The organism is Polynucleobacter sp. MG-Unter2-18 (genome assembly GCF_018687675.1).
In the GTDB taxonomy this organism is placed as follows: Bacteria; Pseudomonadota; Gammaproteobacteria; order Burkholderiales; family Burkholderiaceae; genus Polynucleobacter.
Window position 1 is genome coordinate 1,054,231 of the sequence record NZ_CP061302.1, and the last position, 17,832, is coordinate 1,072,062.

Below are 17,832 nucleotides of genomic sequence, written 5' to 3' on the forward strand. Positions count from 1 at the left end.
AAAAGGCCTTTAACTCTATAAAACTAGGGCAGTTGTGTAGCAAGCCAAGGCATCTTCAGAATGCGCTCAGCTTCGTAAGCCTTGATTTTATCTGCATGTTGCAGGGTTAAGCCAATATCATCTAAGCCGTTCAGCAGGCAATGCTTTCTGAATGGCGCCACATCAAAGCTGTAAGCGGTTCCATCAGGCAGGATAACTTGCTGGGCCTCTAGATCAATTGTGAGCTGATAACCACTAAAAGCCAGAGTTTCGTTAAATAAATGGTCTACCTGTATCTCCGAGAGGACAATCGGTAAAAGACCGTTTTTAAAGCAATTATTGTGAAAGATGTCGGCAAAACTAGGGGCAATCACCGCCCTAAAGCCATACTGATCTAAAGCCCAAGGTGCATGCTCACGGGAGCTGCCACAGCCAAAGTTCTTCCGGGCCAGCAAAATACCGGCATCTTTGTAACGCAGTTGATTTAAAACAAAATCTGGATTGATTGGGCGTGCGCTGCAATCTTGACCAGGCTCACCATGATCCAAATAACGCCATTCATCAAATAAATTTTGGCCAAAACCCGTTTTCTTAATTGATTTTAAGAACTGCTTGGGAATGATGGCATCGGTATCCACATTTTCGCGATTCAGCGGGGCTACCAAGCCTTTGTATACCGTAAATTTTTCCATAGTATTTTTATGATGATTGCTGTGAACTTACTTCACTGGCGTCACAACAACATCTTTCCCTTGAGTTTGGGACTGATTGCTTGTGTTGGAATTTTTGCTTCCACCCATAGAGTTACCCATAGTTTGAAGATCTTTACCAACACCTTCCATTGTATTTGCGCAAGCAGACAGGATGATGCCGATGGCAGCAACTATCGTCAATTTTTTAATCATTGTGAAAGAAGACCATTTAAACACTGTAACTCCTTATGAAATCTTACGAACATCAACAAAATGACCTTCAATCGCAGCGGCAGCAGCCATTGCTGGGCTCACCAAGTGCGTTCTTCCGCCATTACCTTGGCGACCTTCAAAGTTGCGATTGGATGTAGATGCGCAACGTTCACCAGGCTCAAGGCGATCAGCATTCATCGCCAAACACATAGAGCAGCCAGGCTCGCGCCACTCAAATCCAGCAGCTTTAAATACCCGATCTAAACCTTCGCGCTCAGCTTGGGCTTTTACCAATCCAGAACCAGGAACTACTAATGCCAACTTCACATTAGCAGCCACCTTCTTACCTAAACGATCAACCACCTTGGCAGCAGCACGAATATCTTCAATACGACTATTGGTACAAGATCCGATGAATACTTTATCAATAGAGATATTGCTTAATGGTGTGTTCGGAACGAGACCCATGTATTCAAGTGCACGCTCCATTGCAGAACGCTTGTTTCCATCACGCTCTTTCTCAGGATCGGGAACGCGATCACTAATAGCTAAGACCATTTCTGGCGAAGTTCCCCAAGTTACTTGAGGGGCAATTTCTTCAGCGCGTAGCTCAACTACGGCATCAAACTGTGCATCTGAATCTGAATGTAAGGTGCGCCAGTATTGCAGAGCATGTCGCAAAGCCTCACCTTTGGGGGCGTATGGTCTACCTTGGATGTATTCGATCGTGGTTTCATCAACGGCCACAAGTCCGGCGCGAGCACCAGCTTCAATGGCCATATTACAAACAGTCATCCGACCTTCCATAGAGAGGTTGCGAATAGCCTCACCAGCAAAATCAATGGTGTAACCAGTTCCACCAGCAGTACCGATCTTACCAATCACGGCGAGGACAATGTCTTTCGCAGTAGAACCAGGTTGCAGACGTCCGTCCACCTTAACCAACATGTTCTTGCTTTTTTTCATCAGCAAAGTTTGGGTGGCTAAAACATGCTCGACTTCAGATGTCCCAATACCAAAAGCTAGCGCACCAAATGCACCATGCGTACTGGTATGTGAATCACCACAGACTACGGTCATACCAGGCAAGGTTGCACCCTGCTCTGGTCCAATGACGTGAACAATCCCTTGGCGGGTATCGTTCATTTTGTATTGCGTAATACCAAAGGCGTCGCAGTTTTGATCAAGCGTATCTACTTGTAACTTCGAGATAGGATCAGCGATCCCTTCAGAGCGATCGGTTGTTGGAACATTGTGATCCGAAACAGCCAGATTCGCAGAGATTCGCCACACTGGACGGCCAGCTAAATTAAGTCCTTCAAAAGCCTGAGGACTGGTTACTTCATGCAATAACTGACGATCTATGTAAATCGTGGCCGTGCCATCTTCTTCGGAATAGACGACATGGTCATCCCACAATTTGTCATAAAGCGTACGTGACATGGATACCCTCGAGAACTTTTTTATTTACGTACAGAGATGTTGGGAACCTTACGTGAAGTTTCTCCAACATATAACTGACGTGGACGACCAATTTTGTACTCAGGGTCAGTAATCATTTCTTCCCACTGAGCAATCCAACCTACTGTTCTCGCCAAAGCAAATACACAGGTAAACATTTCAGTTGGAATACCCAAAGCGCGCTGAACAATTCCAGAATAGAAGTCTACGTTTGGATAGAGCTTGCGGCTGACAAAATATTCATCTTCCAAGGCAATCTTTTCAAGAGTCATGGCTAGCTTGAACAATGGATCATTCTCCAGACCCATTTCTTTCAATACTTCATGGCAAGTTTCACGCATCAGTTTTGCACGTGGGTCAAAGTTTTTATAAACCCGATGACCAAAGCCCATCAAGCGAACGCTAGAGTTCTTATCTTTGACTTGAGCAATGAAGTCATGAATCTTATCCACACCGCCATTAGCCTGAATTTCATTCAACATCTCTAAGCAAGCTTCGTTTGCACCGCCGTGAGCTGGGCCCCAAAGGCAAGCAATACCAGCAGAGATAGCAGCAAATGGATTGGTACCAGAAGAGCCGCACAAACGCACTGTGGAAGTAGAGGCATTTTGCTCATGGTCAGCATGCAGGATAAAGATGCGATCCAAAGCACGTACTAAGACTGGATTGACCTTGTACTCTTCGCATGGTGTTGCGAACATCATGCGCATGAAGTTGGCTGTGTAAGACAAAGAATTATCTGGATAGATAAATGGCTGCCCTACAGAATACTTGTAAGACATTGCAACCAAGGTTGGCATCTTAGCAATCAGACGAATCTGAGCAATTTCGCGTGCTTTAGTCTGACTATAATCAATTGCGTCATGGTAAAAAGCCGCCATCGCACCAACTAAGCCAGTTAATACAGACATTGGGTGCGCATCACGTCGGAAACCGCGCAAGAAAAATTGCATTTGCTCGTGAACCATCGTGTGATGTGTCACCAATTCCTCAAAATCTTTTTTCTCGGTAGCATTAGGTAACTCACCATTGATTAGAAGGTAGCAAACTTCCAAGAAATCACAGTTATGCGCAAGATCTTCAATTGGGTAACCACGATAGAGCAACTCACCTTTATCGCCATCAATGTAAGTGATTTTGCTATTACAAGAAGCGGTAGATAAAAAACCTGAGTCGTAAGTGAACTTGCCGGTTTGACCGTAAAGTTTACGAATATCAATTACATCGGGACCAACGGTGCCTTTATAAATTGGCAAGTCGATATCTGGTGTGCCGTCCGAAAACGATAATTTTGCCTTGATGTCCGATTCAATCATTTCTAATCCTTAGTCATTCAAATTGATGATTACTGCATTGTGTGATCACGCATCTAAACTACAACTGCAACACCATGCTGAATTATTTCTGTCTCAGCTTTTGTAATACCGCCTTAAAAGAGTCTTCTTGAGACTCTTTTTCCAATCCCACCACAGAATCCCTGCGACCAATTAAAATGTCCATCAAGTCATTGTCTTCCAGAGCAAATAACTGGCTCAATACTTTTCCATCTTCTGCGCTTATTTGAGAGCCATAGCGCTCAAAAAAACGCTGCAGAATCAGATCGTTTTCAAGCAAACCCCTGCGGGCATCACTCTTTAAACGATATAACTCTGCATTACTGAGGGTCATACAGCCCTACGTACCATCAATTCCTTGATCTTTCCAATTGCCTTGGTCGGATTGAGATGCTTAGGACAAACGTCCACGCAGTTCATGATGGTATGGCAGCGGAATAAACGGTATGGGTCTTCCAAGTTGTCTAAGCGCTGTGCTGTATCTTCATCTCGGCTGTCTGCAATAAATCGATATGCCTGAAGCAAACCAGCAGGACCGACAAACTTATCTGGATTCCACCAGAAAGATGGGCATGAAGTTGAGCAGGAGGCACACAAGATGCACTCATATAAACCATTCAACTCTTCACGCTCTTCAGGACTCTGGAGACGCTCTTTCTCTGGGAATGGATTGTCATTAACCAAGTAAGGTTTGATAGAAAGATATTGCTTAAAGAACAAAGTCATATCCACAATCAAATCACGCACCACTGGTAAACCAGGCAATGGGCGCAAGGTAATGACTTTAGGCAGGGTCAACATATTGGTTAAGCAAGCCAATCCGTTCTTGCCATTAATGTTCATAGCATCTGAGCCACAAACACCTTCACGACATGAGCGGCGATAGGAGATACTTTCATCTTGTTTCTTTAAAGAAATCAAGGCATCCAGTAACATACGTTCACCAGTTAACTCGAGCTCATAGCGCTCCATGCGTGGAGCAGCATCGACATCTGGATCGTAGCGGTAAATTTCAAATACACGAATATCACTCATTTTTAATTTCTCTTCGCTTAGAAAGTACGTTCTTTTGGAGGGAAAGACTCAACAGTCAATGGCTTAAGGACAACCGGCTTGTAGTCCAAGCGGTTACCTTCGCTATACCAAAGTGTGTGCTTCATCCAGTTGTCATCATCACGATGTTGATGATCATCATGAGAATGAGCACCACGACTTTCAGTACGTGCTGCAGCTGAAATCATGGTTGCATTTGCAGCCTCGATCAAGTTAGCAACTTCCAAAGCTTCGATACGCGCCGTATTGAAAATTTCAGACTTGTCTTTTAACCATAAGTGTTTAGCGCGCTCTGTCAACTTCGCCATTTGACGAACACCCTCGTCCATCAACTCTTGATTGCGGAACACGCCAGCGTATTTCTGCATAGTCTTACGAATATCGTTTGCAACATCTTGCGCATACTCACCAGAAGTGGATTCATCAAGAGCAGCAATACGAGCCAAAGTTTGCTCACCAGCATTAGCAGGCAATGGTTTGAATTCGCGCTTCTTAAGATCCATCGCAACAATATGATTACCAGCTGCACGACCAAATACCAAGAGGTCGAGCAATGAGTTAGTACCTAAACGGTTTGCACCGTGAACAGATACACAAGAGCACTCACCAATGGCATAAAGGCCATTCACGATTTCATTAGGTTTACCTTTAGCTGGGACAACAACTTGACCATTAATGTTGGTAGGAATACCGCCCATCTGATAGTGAATTGTTGGCACAACAGGAATCGGTTCTTTCGTCACATCAACGTTAGCAAAGTTAATACCGATTTCATAAACCGAAGGTAAACGCTTCATGATGGTCTCGGCACCAATGTGCGTTAAGTCGAGAACAACATAATCGCCATTCGGGCCACAACCGCGCCCTTCTTTAATTTCCTGATCCATGCAGCGAGATACAAAATCGCGCGGCGCTAAGTCTTTATAAGTTGGAGCATAGCGCTCCATGAAGCGCTCGCCATCCTTGTTACGCAAGATGCCGCCTTCGCCACGACAACCTTCAGTCAACAATACCCCTGCACCAGCTACGCCAGTTGGGTGGAATTGCCAGAACTCCATATCTTCCAATGGAATGCCTGCACGTGCAGCAAGGCCCATGCCATCGCCAGTGTTAATAAATGCATTGGTAGATGCATCCCAAATACGACCAGCACCGCCAGTAGCCATCATGACTACTTTGGTTTCTAAAATATAAACTTGACCTGTTTCCATTTCGAGCGCAGTAACTCCAACGACATCACCCGCGTCATCACGAATCAAATCGAGAGCTAACCACTCAACGAAGAAGTTTGTTTTTGCACGAACGTTTCGCTGGTACAAGGTATGTAACATGGCATGACCAGTACGGTCAGCTGCAGCGCAAGCACGTTGCACGGCTTTCTCGCCATAGTTTGCTGTGTGTCCGCCAAATGGGCGTTGATAAATAGTGCCGTCAGGATTGCGGTCAAAAGGCATACCGAAGTGCTCAAGCTCATAAACAACTTTTGGAGCTTCGCGGCACATAAACTCGATCACGTCTTGGTCGCCTAACCAATCTGAACCTTTAATCGTGTCGTAAAAATGATAGTGCCAGTTGTCTTCACTCATGTTGCCGAGTGAGGCACCGATACCGCCCTGAGCAGCAACGGTATGTGAGCGCGTTGGGAAAACCTTAGTTAATACCGCAACATTCAGGCCAGCCTCTGCTAACTGCAAAGAAGCACGCATACCTGAACCACCTGCACCGATAATTACCGCGTCGAACCGACGGCGTGGCAATACTTTTTTAATCGCGGTCATTGAATTACACTTTCCACAAAATTTGTACGGCATAGGCCGCACAGGCTACAAGATACAAAACAGTTAACACTTGGAGTGTTAAACGAATGCTGACAGGCTTGATGTAGTCCATCCAGATATCGCGGATACCAATCCATGCGTGATAGAACAAGCTGATAAAAAATAATAGCGTCAAGAGCTTCATGAACTGGTTGCTAAATAAGGAAGCCCAACCTTCATAAGTTGCGCTACCGGTGATGCAGTAGTCCACCAAAAGAACAATCGTAAAAACCACCATCACGATGGCTGTAGCGCGCTGAATAATCCACTCTTTGAGGCCGTAATGGGCGCCAACAACTAAGCGCTTAGGTCCAATTTGATAAATAGGCATTCGATTTCCTTAGTGAATAAGTGCTTAATAAAGGCCAAAAAGTTTGAGGCCAACAATCGCGGTTAGAGCTAGGCCTAAGCAAAATACAAAAATTGCAGAGCGGTTGGCATCAGCCTTTTCAACGCCAATCTCTAAATCCAATAGAAGATAGCGAATGCCGGCACAAAAATGGTGCAAAAAGGACCAGATTAATCCCAAAAGGATAATTTTTACCAATACATGACCCGTAATTGCCTGGAAGGTTTGGTAACTCATCTCAGAGGCCAAGCTTTGATCTAAGAGATAAAGCAAGAATGGCAACATCAAGAACAGTGCCGCTCCGCTGATTCGGTGAAGAATAGAAACTTTCCCAGCCCAAGGAAGGCGGTACTTAATTAACTGAGCCAGACCAATGTTTCGGTAAACAGGTCTATCTTTTTTTACATCTTGCTGTGCATCAACCATGGGTAATCTCAATCTTTCGGTGGAGGTTCAGTGTGGTTTTGTTGTGTTGCAACATATTCTATTAGAAACCTAGTGATGGTGGGGACTTTTTAGCGTTTAAAGGGGTTAAAAACTGGTTTTTGCTATTTTTGAGTGTACTACCTAGTTTAATTTGTTGTCGTAATGCTGACCGTTAGTGTCATATCTTGCGTGCCGAATTTCTACTGGTTTATTCCCGTAGGTGAAAGCCACACGTTCAACAGAGAGTAAGGCGGCACCCTCTGAAATTTGGAGATATTTGGCTAGGTCTGAACCCGCCAAGACGGCCTTAATTTTTTCCTCCGCCCGAACCATATGAGTAGCATATTCACTCTCATAGAAGGCATACATTGGGCCAGGCCAAGCATTGAGCATCTCTAGATTTAAGCCTTTAAAACGGGCTTCGGGGAGCCAAATCTCTTCAAAAGCGATTGGTCGACCCGCAGAGCTTTGTATTCGATCAATCCGAATAATTGCATCACCTGGCTTGAGCTTGAGTAAGCGAGCAATATAGGGGTCCGATGGGATGTTCTCGCAGGCTAAAAACTGGTTTTTTAGGTGCAACTTCTCACCAGAATCAGGCTCTAAACGTAAAAAACGATATTGGAAGTCTTCCTCTTGGTGGGTTGCTACAAAGGTACCCTTGCCCTGGCGACGAATTAGCAAGTTTTGCGCAGCTAGTTCATCAATGGCCTTACGAACCGTCCCCTGACTCACTGCGTATCGGGCTGCAAGTTCCATCTCACTGGGGATTGCATCACCAGGCAACCATTCAGAGGCCTGCAAACTCGCCAATATCATGGCTTTAATTTGCTCATACAGCGGGCTAAACGAGGCAATTGGTTCGGATATAAGGGACAAATTAGCTCCACTACAACTGATGTTGGATAAAATTGAGGCTTATTTCATATCTTATATAAGACATGATTGACAGTGTAAATGGAAAGTCCATACACTTGAATGGATAATAGAAAAAATAATTAATTAACCTCAACTGGAGTTATTAGTAATGGCAAAAGCCCCAATGCGTGTTGCAGTCACCGGTGCAGCCGGTCAAATCGGATATTCCCTACTCTTTCGTATCGCCAATGGCGACTTATTGGGCAAAGATCAGCCAGTTATCCTTCAGTTATTAGAAATTCCTGACGAAAAAGCTCAAAAAGCCCTAGCTGGCGTGATGATGGAGCTCGAAGACTGCGCTTTCCCCCTGTTGGCAGGTATGACAGCGCACTCTGACCCAATGACCGCATTCAAAGATATCGATGTTGCTTTATTGGTTGGCGCACGTCCACGTGGCCCAGGTATGGAGCGCAAAGATTTACTCTCAGCCAATGCGCAGATTTTTACAGCGCAAGGTAAGGCATTGAACGCCGTAGCTAAGAAAACAGTCAAAGTATTGGTGGTTGGCAATCCAGCAAACACCAATGCCTATATCGCCATGAAGTCTGCACCAGATATCCCTGCGAAAAACTTTACAGCGATGTTGCGCTTAGATCACAACCGCGCGCTCTCACAATTGGCTAACAAGCTAAACAAGCCTGTTGCTGATATTGAGAAACTGGTTGTGTGGGGTAACCATAGCCCTACCATGTACCCTGATTACCGCTTTGCGACTATCGACGGCAAGTCTGTAAAAGACAGCATCAATGATGCAGCATGGAATAAAGACACTTTCATTCCTACAGTTGGCAAGCGTGGCGCGGCCATTATTGAAGCCCGAGGCCTGTCTTCTGCAGCATCTGCAGCTAATGCGGCAATTGACCATGTGCGCGATTGGGTTTTGGGTACCAATGGTAAGTGGGTCACTATGGGTATTCCATCTAAAGGCGAATACGGTATTCCTACTGAAGTAATCTACGGCTACCCAGTAACTTGCGAAAACGGCGAATACAAGATGGTTGAGGGTTTAGAAATTGATGAGTTCTCACGTGAACGTATGAACCACACGCTCAATGAATTGCTTGAAGAGCAAGCTGGCGTTAAACATCTCCTCTCATAAGGATTTATACATATGAAGCAAACCCTTCTCATCGCTAGCTTGGTCGCAGGCGCCCTTCTGGGATCTGCCCAAGCCATTGCTAGCGAAGAAGTATCCACTTGGATTTGTAGTGAAAGTAAGCAATTCAAAACTTCAGGAACAACTGAAACGGTTCGCCTTACTTGGGAATCGAAAACATTTGACCTGAAGCGCGAAAACTCCCTACCGGGAAGCTTGCGTTATAAAAATGCTACTACCGGACACGATCTTGTCGTGTTGGGCAATAAGGCAATGCTGTTCAATATTAAGTCTGGAACTCGCCTTGCTGATTTCTGCCAAACAGCAGAGATGAAGACTGGCAAGCTTCCACACTTGTTTGCGAATTCAGAGCCTTTTGTACAGAACTAAAGCAATGCTTCATAGTAAAAAAGCCGAGACGTTCTCGGCTTTTTTATTTGTATCTTTCAGTTTTAAAACTGACTGAATTAATTTAATGAAATAAGGGTTGCTGTGTCGGCGCATCATCTGGTAACTCCGCATGCACAGCATCACCTGATCGATCTGGGAATAGCGGAGCTCCGCAGTCATCACAAAGCTCTGGGTCAAAAAGCATTGCATGGCGAAAGACATCTTCAACACCAGCATTACGAAGCGCATCTGCAATTCGCTTCATCGGACTTTCATCATCAGACAAATCATTGAGTGCATCGTTGGCAACACTCTCGCGATCGTACAAAGGCCAGATCACTCCATACACCACTTCAGCAGAGCCTTTTAAGCTAAAAGAAATTCGATACTCATCCGCCTGATCTTCACCAAAAGCTCCCACTACGCAGGACAATCCCGCAGGCATCACTCCGAGAGTACTCTCTAGAAAATTCGCAGCAGCTCGAATACTCAGTGGACGTACTTGTTTATCCGCCAATCGACAGTTAGTGAAATACGCCTCCGGCAATAGGAGCTCAAACTCGCAACCCGGTAAGAGTGCGGCAATAGGATCTTGCATTGCGTTTTGCCAACCAATTAAGCTCACGCCACGCTCTTGACGTGTTGGCACCTCAGCTTGCCAACGGAATAAGGGCATTCCAGATGGGGCAGCAACGGCAGCGATGATGAAACGTGGATCAGCTAAAACTGCAATGGTCTCCGACATATCGCGCAACTCTAACTTCACTTCACTGGCGGTAATAGCGGCCGTAGCTAGAGCCTCGGTTAGTAAACGCGTTTGGCAGTGAGAGTGCGGCATTTGATCAATGCTGTAAAGCCAAGGAACAATCGCCAGGCGGGTGTCACTAGAAGCTATTGAGCTATGTAATGCAGCGGCAGTAGATTCAATGACATTTACCGGCAATGCCCCGGAAGGAATTTGATAGCGAGTGTGGGCAACGATGGGTAAAGCCAATAGCAGCACATCCCAATTCTGACCTTCATGCTCCATGACTAAGGATTCAGCTAGCGTCTCAGCACAATCAGCAAGTACCTCGAAGGCCAGCGTATTAATTCGAAATGTTTGATCTAGGGATGCGTCGATCACATTTTGATTTTGACTTTTGAGAAGGCGCATTAAGCGAACATTTAAGCGCTCTTCCCAAAACTGGTCTTCAATATGACTCCCAGAAGCTGCTAAAGAGATAGCATCAGCTACTAGGCGCTCAACATCTGGTGAAGCACGTTGTGAGGATTTAGTGCGATGAACAGCCATGGTGCACTCTCCTACTTTCTCTCGGGACGTCTAAATAACGGTTTTTCTAGTTTAGATTCAGAGGCAACATATTTGTAACCATCCAAATTGAAACCCTTCAAATCTGCAGGATCGGTAATCCGGTTTTCGACAACATAGCGGGCCATCAACCCCCTTGCCCGCTTGGCGTAGAAAGAGATGATTTTGTACTTACCATCCTTACCGTCTTGAAATACCGGAGAGATCACAGGGCAATCTAAGTTTTTTGCTTGCAAGACCTTGAAATACTCTTCGGATGCTAAGTTGAGAAGTACAGGCTTCTTTTGCTGCTCCAGTAGTTTCTTAAGGGACTCAGTCACGCGCTCTCCCCAAAAAGCGTATAGATCCTTACCTCGGGCATTCTTAAAGGAAGTGCCCATCTCCAAGCGGTAAGGCTGCATTAAATCTAGGGGGCGGAGAGCACCATACAAGCCTGACAAGATACGAAGATGATCTTGTGCAAAATCCATGGCCTTGGAATTTAGTGTCTTGACGTCAAACCCGTCATAGACATCGCCATTAAAGGCGTAAATAGCCGGCTTGCTATTCGCATCTGTAAATTTCTTAGACCAATCGCGATAGCGGCCCACATTCAATGCAGCCAACTGATCAGAAAGACCCATCAGATCGGCGACCTCCTGAGGTGAGAGCTTCTTCAAATCAGCTATCAGCTTGGCTGATTCAGAGACAAACTCTGGCAAGGTTGGAGCCTTGACCCTGACTGGGGTTTTGTAATCTAGGGATTTCGCGGGTGAAAGGACGATCAGCATGGCACAATTTGAAGATGAATTTCCACCATTCTAGCGACTACCTTCGATATTTGCCCTAAACCGCCTGCATGGACCAAAACCTCGCCCTCAGCCCAGACTTTCCAAGTCGCCTACCCAAGGTAGGTACAACTGTCTTTACGATCATGTCGGCCCTCGCTGCCAAGTATCAGGCCATTAACTTAGGGCAAGGTTTCCCGGACTTTCCCTGCGATCGAGAGCTCATATCTGAGGTTCATGCAGCAATGCTGGATGATCACAATCAATATCCACCGATGATGGGAATTACAGAGCTACGCCAAGGTGTGTCACAAAAAATATCCGCGTTGTATGGTCGTGACTACGATACTGATACAGAGATCACCATTACAGCCGGTGGCACCCAAGGAATTATGACAGCCATTTTGTGCTGCGTCAGTCCAGGCGATGAAGTGGTCATCATTGAACCCGCTTACGATAGCTATCGACCATCGATTGATTTAGCAGGAGGTAAAACGGTTGCCGTATCTTTAACTGCCAACCGCGATGACCAAGGAATTGTGAGCTCTTATTCAATACCCTGGGATGATCTGGCAAAAGCAATCAATACCAAAACCCGACTCGTCATAATCAATACACCGCACAATCCAACCGGCATGGTGTGGCAGTCAACCGATCTTGAGCGTCTAGCCAATTTGGTCAGAAATACAAATGCACTGATCTTAAGCGACGAAGTCTATGAGCACATGGTGTTTGATGGACATCAACACATTAGTATTGCAAGTCACCCTGAATTAGCAGCGCGTAGTTTTCTGATATCCAGTTTTGGTAAGACCTATCATGTCACCGGCTGGAAGGTGGGCTATGTAGCAGCGCCTGCAGCGATGATGGCAGAGTTTCGCAAGGTGCATCAGTTCAATGTGTTTACAGTCAATACGCCAATGCAATATGGTCTTGCTGAGTACCTCAAGAATGCAGATCACTATTTAGGATTACCATCTTTCTATCAAGCTAAGCGGGACTACTTTAGAAAAGGTTTACAGCAAACCAAGTTCAAACTACTGCCCGCCCCAGCAAGCTATTTTCAGTGCGTCAATTACACCGAGCTCGGAATCTCACAAGCAAGCTTAAGCGAAGCAGATTTTTGCTCTTGGTTAACCACCGAGATTGGCGTAGCAGCTATTCCGGTCTCTGCTTTTTACGCCAAGCCAATTGAGTCAGGTGTAATTCGTTTTTGTTTTGCCAAAGAAGAAAAAACGCTTTCAACTGCATTAGAGCGTTTGCAAACTCTATAGAAAAGGAATTGATCGTGACCATAATTAAATCAAAAAAAGACATCATTGATGTTTATAGCTGGCCAACACCAAATGGACATAAGGTCCACATCATGCTCGAGGAGTGTGGCTATAAGTTAGGCAAAGACTGGATTGCCCATCCCATTGATATTGGTGCTGGCGATCAGTTTAAAAAAGAATTCTTGGCGATGAGCCCAAATAACAAGATTCCAGCTATCACCGATCCCAATGGCCCTGATGGTAAACCGATCCATTTATTTGAATCCGGTGCCATCTTGCTCTACCTAGCCGCCAAAACGGGAAAGTTTTTACCTAAATCTACTCGAGGCAAATATGAGGTGTTGCAATGGCTCATGTTCCAAATGGGAGGCCTAGGGCCACTTTTAGGGCAAAACCACCACTTTCGAATCTACGCTCCGGAGAAAATTGATTATGCGATTAATCGCTACACCAATGAAGCTAAGCGACTGTATGGAGTAATAGATCATCAACTGAAAGATAATGCTTATATCGCTGGAAAAAGTTACTCCATTGCGGACATTGCTATTTTTCCTTGGACGCGTAACTGGAAGAACCAGGGGATTGATATCAATGAGTATCCTCACTTTAAGCGCTGGTTTGAAATGATTGGTGAACGCCCTGCTGTAAAGCGTGGCGTTGAAGTATTAACTGCATTACGCAAGCCCTTGCACGATGACAAAGCAAGAGAACAATTATTTGGCTCATCACAGTATCAAAAAAGGAAATAGCATGAAGATTCAATCAGTCGGAGTAATTGGGGCAGGTACGATGGGCAATGGTATTGCGCAGGTCTGCGCAGTTGCCGGTCTTGATGTCGTCATGGTTGATATCAGCGATGCCGCTGTTGAGCGCGGCTTAAATCAAATTAGCAAAAGCTTAGATCGCTTGGTGAAAAAAGAAACACTGACCAATGAGAATAAAGATGCCGCACTCAAACGCATCAAAGGTGGAACTTCATACGCTGACTTTAAGGGACTCCAACTGGTGATTGAGGCTGCTACTGAGAACCAGGCTGTCAAAGAAAAGATTTTGAAGCAGGTTGATGAGATCGTTAGCAAAGAAACTATTATTGCCACCAATACCTCCTCACTCTCCATCACTAAGCTGGCTGCCTTAGATTCCAATCCTAGCCGTTTTATTGGTATGCACTTTTTCAATCCGCCACCGATGATGGCATTGGTTGAAGTAATTCGAGGCTTACAAACCTCAGACGCAACTCATGCTGCCATTATTGAAATGGCAAAACGTATTGGTAAAGAGCCCATCACCGTTAAGAACTCTCCTGGATTTGTAGTGAACCGTATCCTGCTACCGATGATTAATGAAGCTTTCTTTGTTCTATACGAAGGACTCGCTAGCCCCGAAGATATAGATGCCGGTATGAAATTGGGCTGCAATCAGCCGATTGGCCCACTCGCTTTAGCCGACTTAATTGGTCTTGATACTTGCTTAGCCGTGATGGAAGTCTATTTTGAGAACTTCAGCGATTCTAAGTATCGCCCTTGCCCACTGTTGCGCGAGATGGTTGCCGCTGGCTACCTCGGTCGTAAGTCTGGACGTGGCGTCTTTACCTACGATCAATAATTTTCAATTCAAGATTCACGATTTACTATTCACCATTAACCCTCCACCAACTCAGATAAAGAAGTTTTTGTGAACCCATTACCCCCTCTAGTCACTAAATTAGGTTATGCCGGTCTAATTCCCTTTGTTGGTCTTGCATTGATGGTCCAGCTAGCGCCAACACCATTAAATTATTTAAGCGCAGAGTCACTAGCGGGATACGGGGCTGTGATCACCGCATTTATGGGCGCCATGCATTGGGGTGCTAATTTACATGTACTGGGCAAAGCACCTCGAGGCGATCGGTGGGCAGATCGTAATGCATGGATCTGGGGCGTCATCCCAGCACTAGTTGCCTGGCTTGCACTACATATTTACATACCAGTTGGCCTAGTCATCTTGGCGTCGGCATTAGTTATTCAGCGCAATATCGATAAAGAAACTTATCAATACTATTTTTCTAATGAAGAGGCGCTCAATGCATTCATCACCATGCGAAACCGACTCACATTGGTTTCTGCTGGATGCTTAATTTGGGCGGCCTTAGTTATTTTGTTCGTACAAAATTAAATTAGCGCTGATGGGCAATCTATTTGATCAAGCACCTCCGCCACCATTAGCGGAAGTCTTGCGCCCAAAATCGATTGAGGAAGTGATTGGACAGACACATCTTCTCGCCGCTGGTAAACCGCTGAATCTTGCCTTTGGATCTGGCAAGCCACACTCAATGATTCTCTGGGGTCCGCCGGGAGTTGGCAAGACTACCTTGGCAAGACTTTCTGCAAAAGCCTTTGATCGAGAATTTATCGCAATTTCAGCTGTGCTTGCTGGAGTAAAAGAAATTCGCGAGGCTATTGAACAAGCTGAGCAGAGCATGTCTCAATATGGCAGACAAACTATATTGTTTGTTGATGAAATTCATCGATTTAATAAGAGTCAGCAAGATGCCTTATTGCCTCATGTTGAGTCTGGCTTATTTAACTTCATTGGCGCTACCACTGAAAATCCTTCATTTGAGGTCAACTCAGCCCTACTCTCACGTGCACAAGTCTACGTACTGAAATCATTAAATGCCGGGGAGCTTAAGCAGCTGTTTGATCGCGCATGTATTTATGCGATGCCTGATATTCCTTTTGAGCCAGAAGCAATTGATAGCTTAATTTCACATGCAGATGGTGATGCTAGGAGATTGCTCAATCTAGTGGAGCAAGTACGTAATGCCGTCTCATCGCCGAACTCTCAGATTCGCACAATAGATCAGCAGTTCATTGAAAATGCTTTAACAGTCCAGGCACGTCGTTTTGATAAAGGCGGAGACCACTTTTACGATCAAATATCTGCCTTACATAAATCAGTGCGGGGTTCAAATCCTGATGCTGCGCTGTATTGGTTTTGCAGAATGATCGATGGCGGCGCTGACCCTCGATATCTTGCACGCAGAATTATTCGCATGGCCTGGGAAGATATTGGACTTGCCGATCCTAGAGCAATGCAGCTAGTCAATGATGCAGCTCAAACTTTCGAACGGCTTGGCTCACCCGAAGGTGAATTGGCGCTTGGTCAAGCCGTTGTTTATTTAGCGATCGCCGCTAAAAGTAACGCAAGTTATAACGCTTACAACGCGGCAAAAGCTTATGTTGCAAGTGATCAAAGTAAGCCTGTACCAAACCATTTACGCAATGCCCCAACTAAACTCATGAAAGAGTTAGGTCATGGCAAAGAATACCGTTATGCACACGATGAGCCTAACGCCTATGCCGCTGGAGAAACTTACTTGCCCGATGGCATGGCAGAGCCTCATTGGTACCAGCCGGTTGATCGGGGCTTAGAAAGTCAGATTGCCGAGAAGATGGCCTTCTTGCGCAAGTTAGATGAGGAGTCGAAACAGAAATGACCCAAGATCAAGTGGATGGAAAACGAATTGAAGGGACGCTTTACTACGACATCATTTCTCCATTTTCTTATTTTTATATCAAGCAACGCCATCGTCTTGAAAAACGCATCGATATTCAGCCCATCCCCATCTTATTAGGGGGCCTATTGCGCGCTACTGATAACCGTGGCCCTGGTGAGGTGGAGGCCAAACGTCCCCATACCTATCAATATTGCGTGTGGCTCGCTGAAAAGTTAGGCCTCCCTTTTCGCTTTCCAGAGCATCACCCTTTTCTCACTGTTGCAGCACAGCGTTTGCTGGTTCAGCAAAATGCTCAATGGTACATGGTTGAGCGCGCGTTTGAATATATTTGGGTAGAAGGTAAAGACCCCAATTTATCTTGGCCAGAGTTTTGCCAATACCTTGGTTTAGCGGTTGACACACCAATACCAGATACGCCAGAGGTCAAAGCCAAGTTGATGAGCAACACCGAGAGAGCAAAAGCGGATGGGGCATTTGGTGTACCCACCCTAGTTATCGCAGGGCATACTTTTTGGGGTGTCGACACCATCGATTGGGCCTTAGACTATCTCGATAGGCCCAATATGTTTGAAGAGGCGGCTTATCACTATGCCGGCCAAGTTCCCTCCGGGCTTTGAGCAATACAATCAGATTTACTCTATTTTCACTCGATTCTTAAGGATACCCAGTATGCGCAAAATCATTGCTTCCCTATTTTTAGTTACCAGCCTTATTGCTAGTGCTACCAGCTTTGCTGGTCCTAAAGTGGAATTTAAAACCACCATGGGTAATTTTGTTGTTGAGCTTGATTCAACGAAGGCGCCAAAAACTTCAGCCAACTTTTTAAACTACGTCAATAGTGGCTTTTATAACGGCACGATTTTTCATCGTGTGATAGATGGCTTCATGATTCAGGGCGGTGGATTTACTCCGGACTTAACACAAAAACCAACTAATGCGCCTGTGGTTTCGGAAGCACAAAATGGCCTCAAGAATCAAACTTACACCATCGCTATGGCACGCACTTCCGACCCCGATTCAGCAACAGCCCAGTTCTTTATTAATGTTAAAGATAATGAGAGCTTGAATTTTCCAAACGCTATGGGTAATGGCTACACCGTTTTTGGCACAGTGATTTCAGGCACTCAAACAATCGACGCTATCCGTAAAATCCCAACCATGGTGGCCTCATCACCAAGAATGGGTCGTATGGCAGATGTACCTAGCAAGACTGTCACGATTGAGTCGGCCACTGTTCTAAAGTAAATTTCAT

At 45.4% G+C, this 17,832-nt stretch carries 21 protein-coding genes; 9 read left to right on the plus strand and 12 right to left on the minus strand.

Features of this window, described 5'->3' with window-relative positions:
• Positions 1 to 23 precede the first annotated feature (23 nt).
• The 10 genes from leuD to C2759_RS05630 form a co-directional block, all read right to left on the minus strand.
• The gene (gene leuD, locus C2759_RS05585; RefSeq protein WP_215353741.1) at positions 24 to 671 is read right to left on the minus strand and encodes a 3-isopropylmalate dehydratase small subunit; all 648 of its coding nucleotides are present in this window, start codon (positions 669 to 671) and stop codon (positions 24 to 26) included.
• A 27-nt stretch (positions 672 to 698) separates the two neighbouring features.
• Positions 699 to 908, minus strand: a complete 210-nt coding sequence (locus C2759_RS05590) for a hypothetical protein (protein ID WP_251366913.1) — start codon at positions 906 to 908, stop codon at positions 699 to 701.
• Positions 909 to 917: 9 nt separating this feature from the next.
• The gene (leuC, locus tag C2759_RS05595) at positions 918 to 2,327 is read right to left on the minus strand and encodes a 3-isopropylmalate dehydratase large subunit (protein ID WP_215353742.1); all 1,410 of its coding nucleotides are present in this window, start codon (positions 2,325 to 2,327) and stop codon (positions 918 to 920) included.
• Between the two features lie 20 nt (positions 2,328 to 2,347).
• Entirely contained in the window at positions 2,348 to 3,661 is a 1,314-nt protein-coding gene (gltA, locus tag C2759_RS05600; RefSeq protein WP_215353743.1) for a citrate synthase, read from the minus strand.
• Positions 3,662 to 3,743: 82 nt separating this feature from the next.
• The gene (locus C2759_RS05605) at positions 3,744 to 4,013 is read right to left on the minus strand and encodes a succinate dehydrogenase assembly factor 2 (RefSeq protein WP_215353744.1); all 270 of its coding nucleotides are present in this window, start codon (positions 4,011 to 4,013) and stop codon (positions 3,744 to 3,746) included.
• A complete protein-coding gene (locus tag C2759_RS05610) occupies positions 4,010 to 4,714 on the minus strand; it encodes a succinate dehydrogenase iron-sulfur subunit (RefSeq protein ID WP_215325017.1) in 705 nt (234 codons plus the stop codon). The genes C2759_RS05605 and C2759_RS05610 overlap by 4 nt, the downstream gene beginning before the upstream one ends.
• Before the next feature lie 17 nt (positions 4,715 to 4,731).
• Entirely contained in the window at positions 4,732 to 6,510 is a 1,779-nt protein-coding gene (gene sdhA / locus C2759_RS05615; protein WP_215353746.1) for a succinate dehydrogenase flavoprotein subunit, read from the minus strand.
• A gap of 4 nt (positions 6,511 to 6,514) precedes the next feature.
• On the minus strand, positions 6,515 to 6,880 hold the full coding sequence (gene sdhD, locus C2759_RS05620) for a succinate dehydrogenase, hydrophobic membrane anchor protein (RefSeq protein WP_215329841.1): 366 nt from the start codon (positions 6,878 to 6,880) through the stop codon (positions 6,515 to 6,517).
• Positions 6,881 to 6,904: 24 nt separating this feature from the next.
• Positions 6,905 to 7,324, minus strand: coding sequence for a succinate dehydrogenase, cytochrome b556 subunit (sdhC, locus tag C2759_RS05625; RefSeq protein WP_215353748.1), 420 nt, complete (start codon positions 7,322 to 7,324; stop codon positions 6,905 to 6,907).
• A 141-nt stretch (positions 7,325 to 7,465) separates the two neighbouring features.
• Positions 7,466 to 8,203 (minus strand): GntR family transcriptional regulator, encoded by a 738-nt coding sequence (locus tag C2759_RS05630; RefSeq protein WP_215353750.1) that lies wholly within the window; start codon positions 8,201 to 8,203, stop codon positions 7,466 to 7,468.
• 148 nt (positions 8,204 to 8,351) lie between these two features.
• Between C2759_RS05630 and C2759_RS05635 the strand changes: the two genes are divergently transcribed.
• Both C2759_RS05635 and C2759_RS05640 read left to right on the plus strand, forming a co-directional pair.
• On the plus strand, positions 8,352 to 9,341 hold the full coding sequence (locus C2759_RS05635; protein WP_215353752.1) for a malate dehydrogenase: 990 nt from the start codon (positions 8,352 to 8,354) through the stop codon (positions 9,339 to 9,341).
• A gap of 12 nt (positions 9,342 to 9,353) precedes the next feature.
• A complete protein-coding gene (locus C2759_RS05640) occupies positions 9,354 to 9,728 on the plus strand; it encodes a hypothetical protein (protein WP_215353754.1) in 375 nt (124 codons plus the stop codon).
• A gap of 82 nt (positions 9,729 to 9,810) precedes the next feature.
• Here C2759_RS05640 and C2759_RS05645 read toward each other — a convergent pair whose 3' ends face one another.
• Positions 9,811 to 11,022: a DUF2863 family protein gene (locus tag C2759_RS05645; RefSeq protein WP_215353756.1), complete on the minus strand. Its 1,212-nt coding sequence runs from the start codon at positions 11,020 to 11,022 to the stop codon at positions 9,811 to 9,813.
• Positions 11,023 to 11,033: 11 nt separating this feature from the next.
• Positions 11,034 to 11,810 (minus strand): peroxide stress protein YaaA, encoded by a 777-nt coding sequence (yaaA, locus tag C2759_RS05650; RefSeq protein ID WP_215353757.1) that lies wholly within the window; start codon positions 11,808 to 11,810, stop codon positions 11,034 to 11,036.
• A 68-nt stretch (positions 11,811 to 11,878) separates the two neighbouring features.
• Here yaaA and C2759_RS05655 point away from each other — a divergent pair, with 68 nt between their 5' ends.
• The 7 genes from C2759_RS05655 (at position 11,879) to C2759_RS05685 (ending at position 17,825) form a co-directional block, all read left to right on the plus strand.
• Entirely contained in the window at positions 11,879 to 13,081 is a 1,203-nt protein-coding gene (locus C2759_RS05655; protein WP_215353759.1) for a methionine aminotransferase, read from the plus strand.
• A 41-nt stretch (positions 13,082 to 13,122) separates the two neighbouring features.
• A complete protein-coding gene (locus tag C2759_RS05660; RefSeq protein WP_215356676.1) occupies positions 13,123 to 13,830 on the plus strand; it encodes a glutathione binding-like protein in 708 nt (235 codons plus the stop codon).
• Position 13,831: 1 nt separating this feature from the next.
• Positions 13,832 to 14,686, plus strand: coding sequence for a 3-hydroxybutyryl-CoA dehydrogenase (locus C2759_RS05665; protein WP_215353761.1), 855 nt, complete (start codon positions 13,832 to 13,834; stop codon positions 14,684 to 14,686).
• Positions 14,687 to 14,755: 69 nt separating this feature from the next.
• A complete protein-coding gene (locus tag C2759_RS05670; RefSeq protein WP_215353763.1) occupies positions 14,756 to 15,235 on the plus strand; it encodes a DUF3429 domain-containing protein in 480 nt (159 codons plus the stop codon).
• A 10-nt stretch (positions 15,236 to 15,245) separates the two neighbouring features.
• Positions 15,246 to 16,559 (plus strand): replication-associated recombination protein A, encoded by a 1,314-nt coding sequence (locus C2759_RS05675; RefSeq protein WP_215353765.1) that lies wholly within the window; start codon positions 15,246 to 15,248, stop codon positions 16,557 to 16,559.
• On the plus strand, positions 16,556 to 17,197 hold the full coding sequence (locus C2759_RS05680) for a 2-hydroxychromene-2-carboxylate isomerase (protein WP_215353767.1): 642 nt from the start codon (positions 16,556 to 16,558) through the stop codon (positions 17,195 to 17,197). Before C2759_RS05675 ends, C2759_RS05680 begins: the two co-directional genes overlap by 4 nt.
• 52 nt (positions 17,198 to 17,249) lie before the next feature.
• Positions 17,250 to 17,825 carry a peptidylprolyl isomerase gene (locus C2759_RS05685; RefSeq protein WP_215353769.1) on the plus strand — a complete coding sequence of 192 codons (576 nt, stop codon included), beginning with the start codon at positions 17,250 to 17,252 and terminating at the stop codon, positions 17,823 to 17,825.
• Positions 17,826 to 17,832 lie beyond the last annotated feature (7 nt).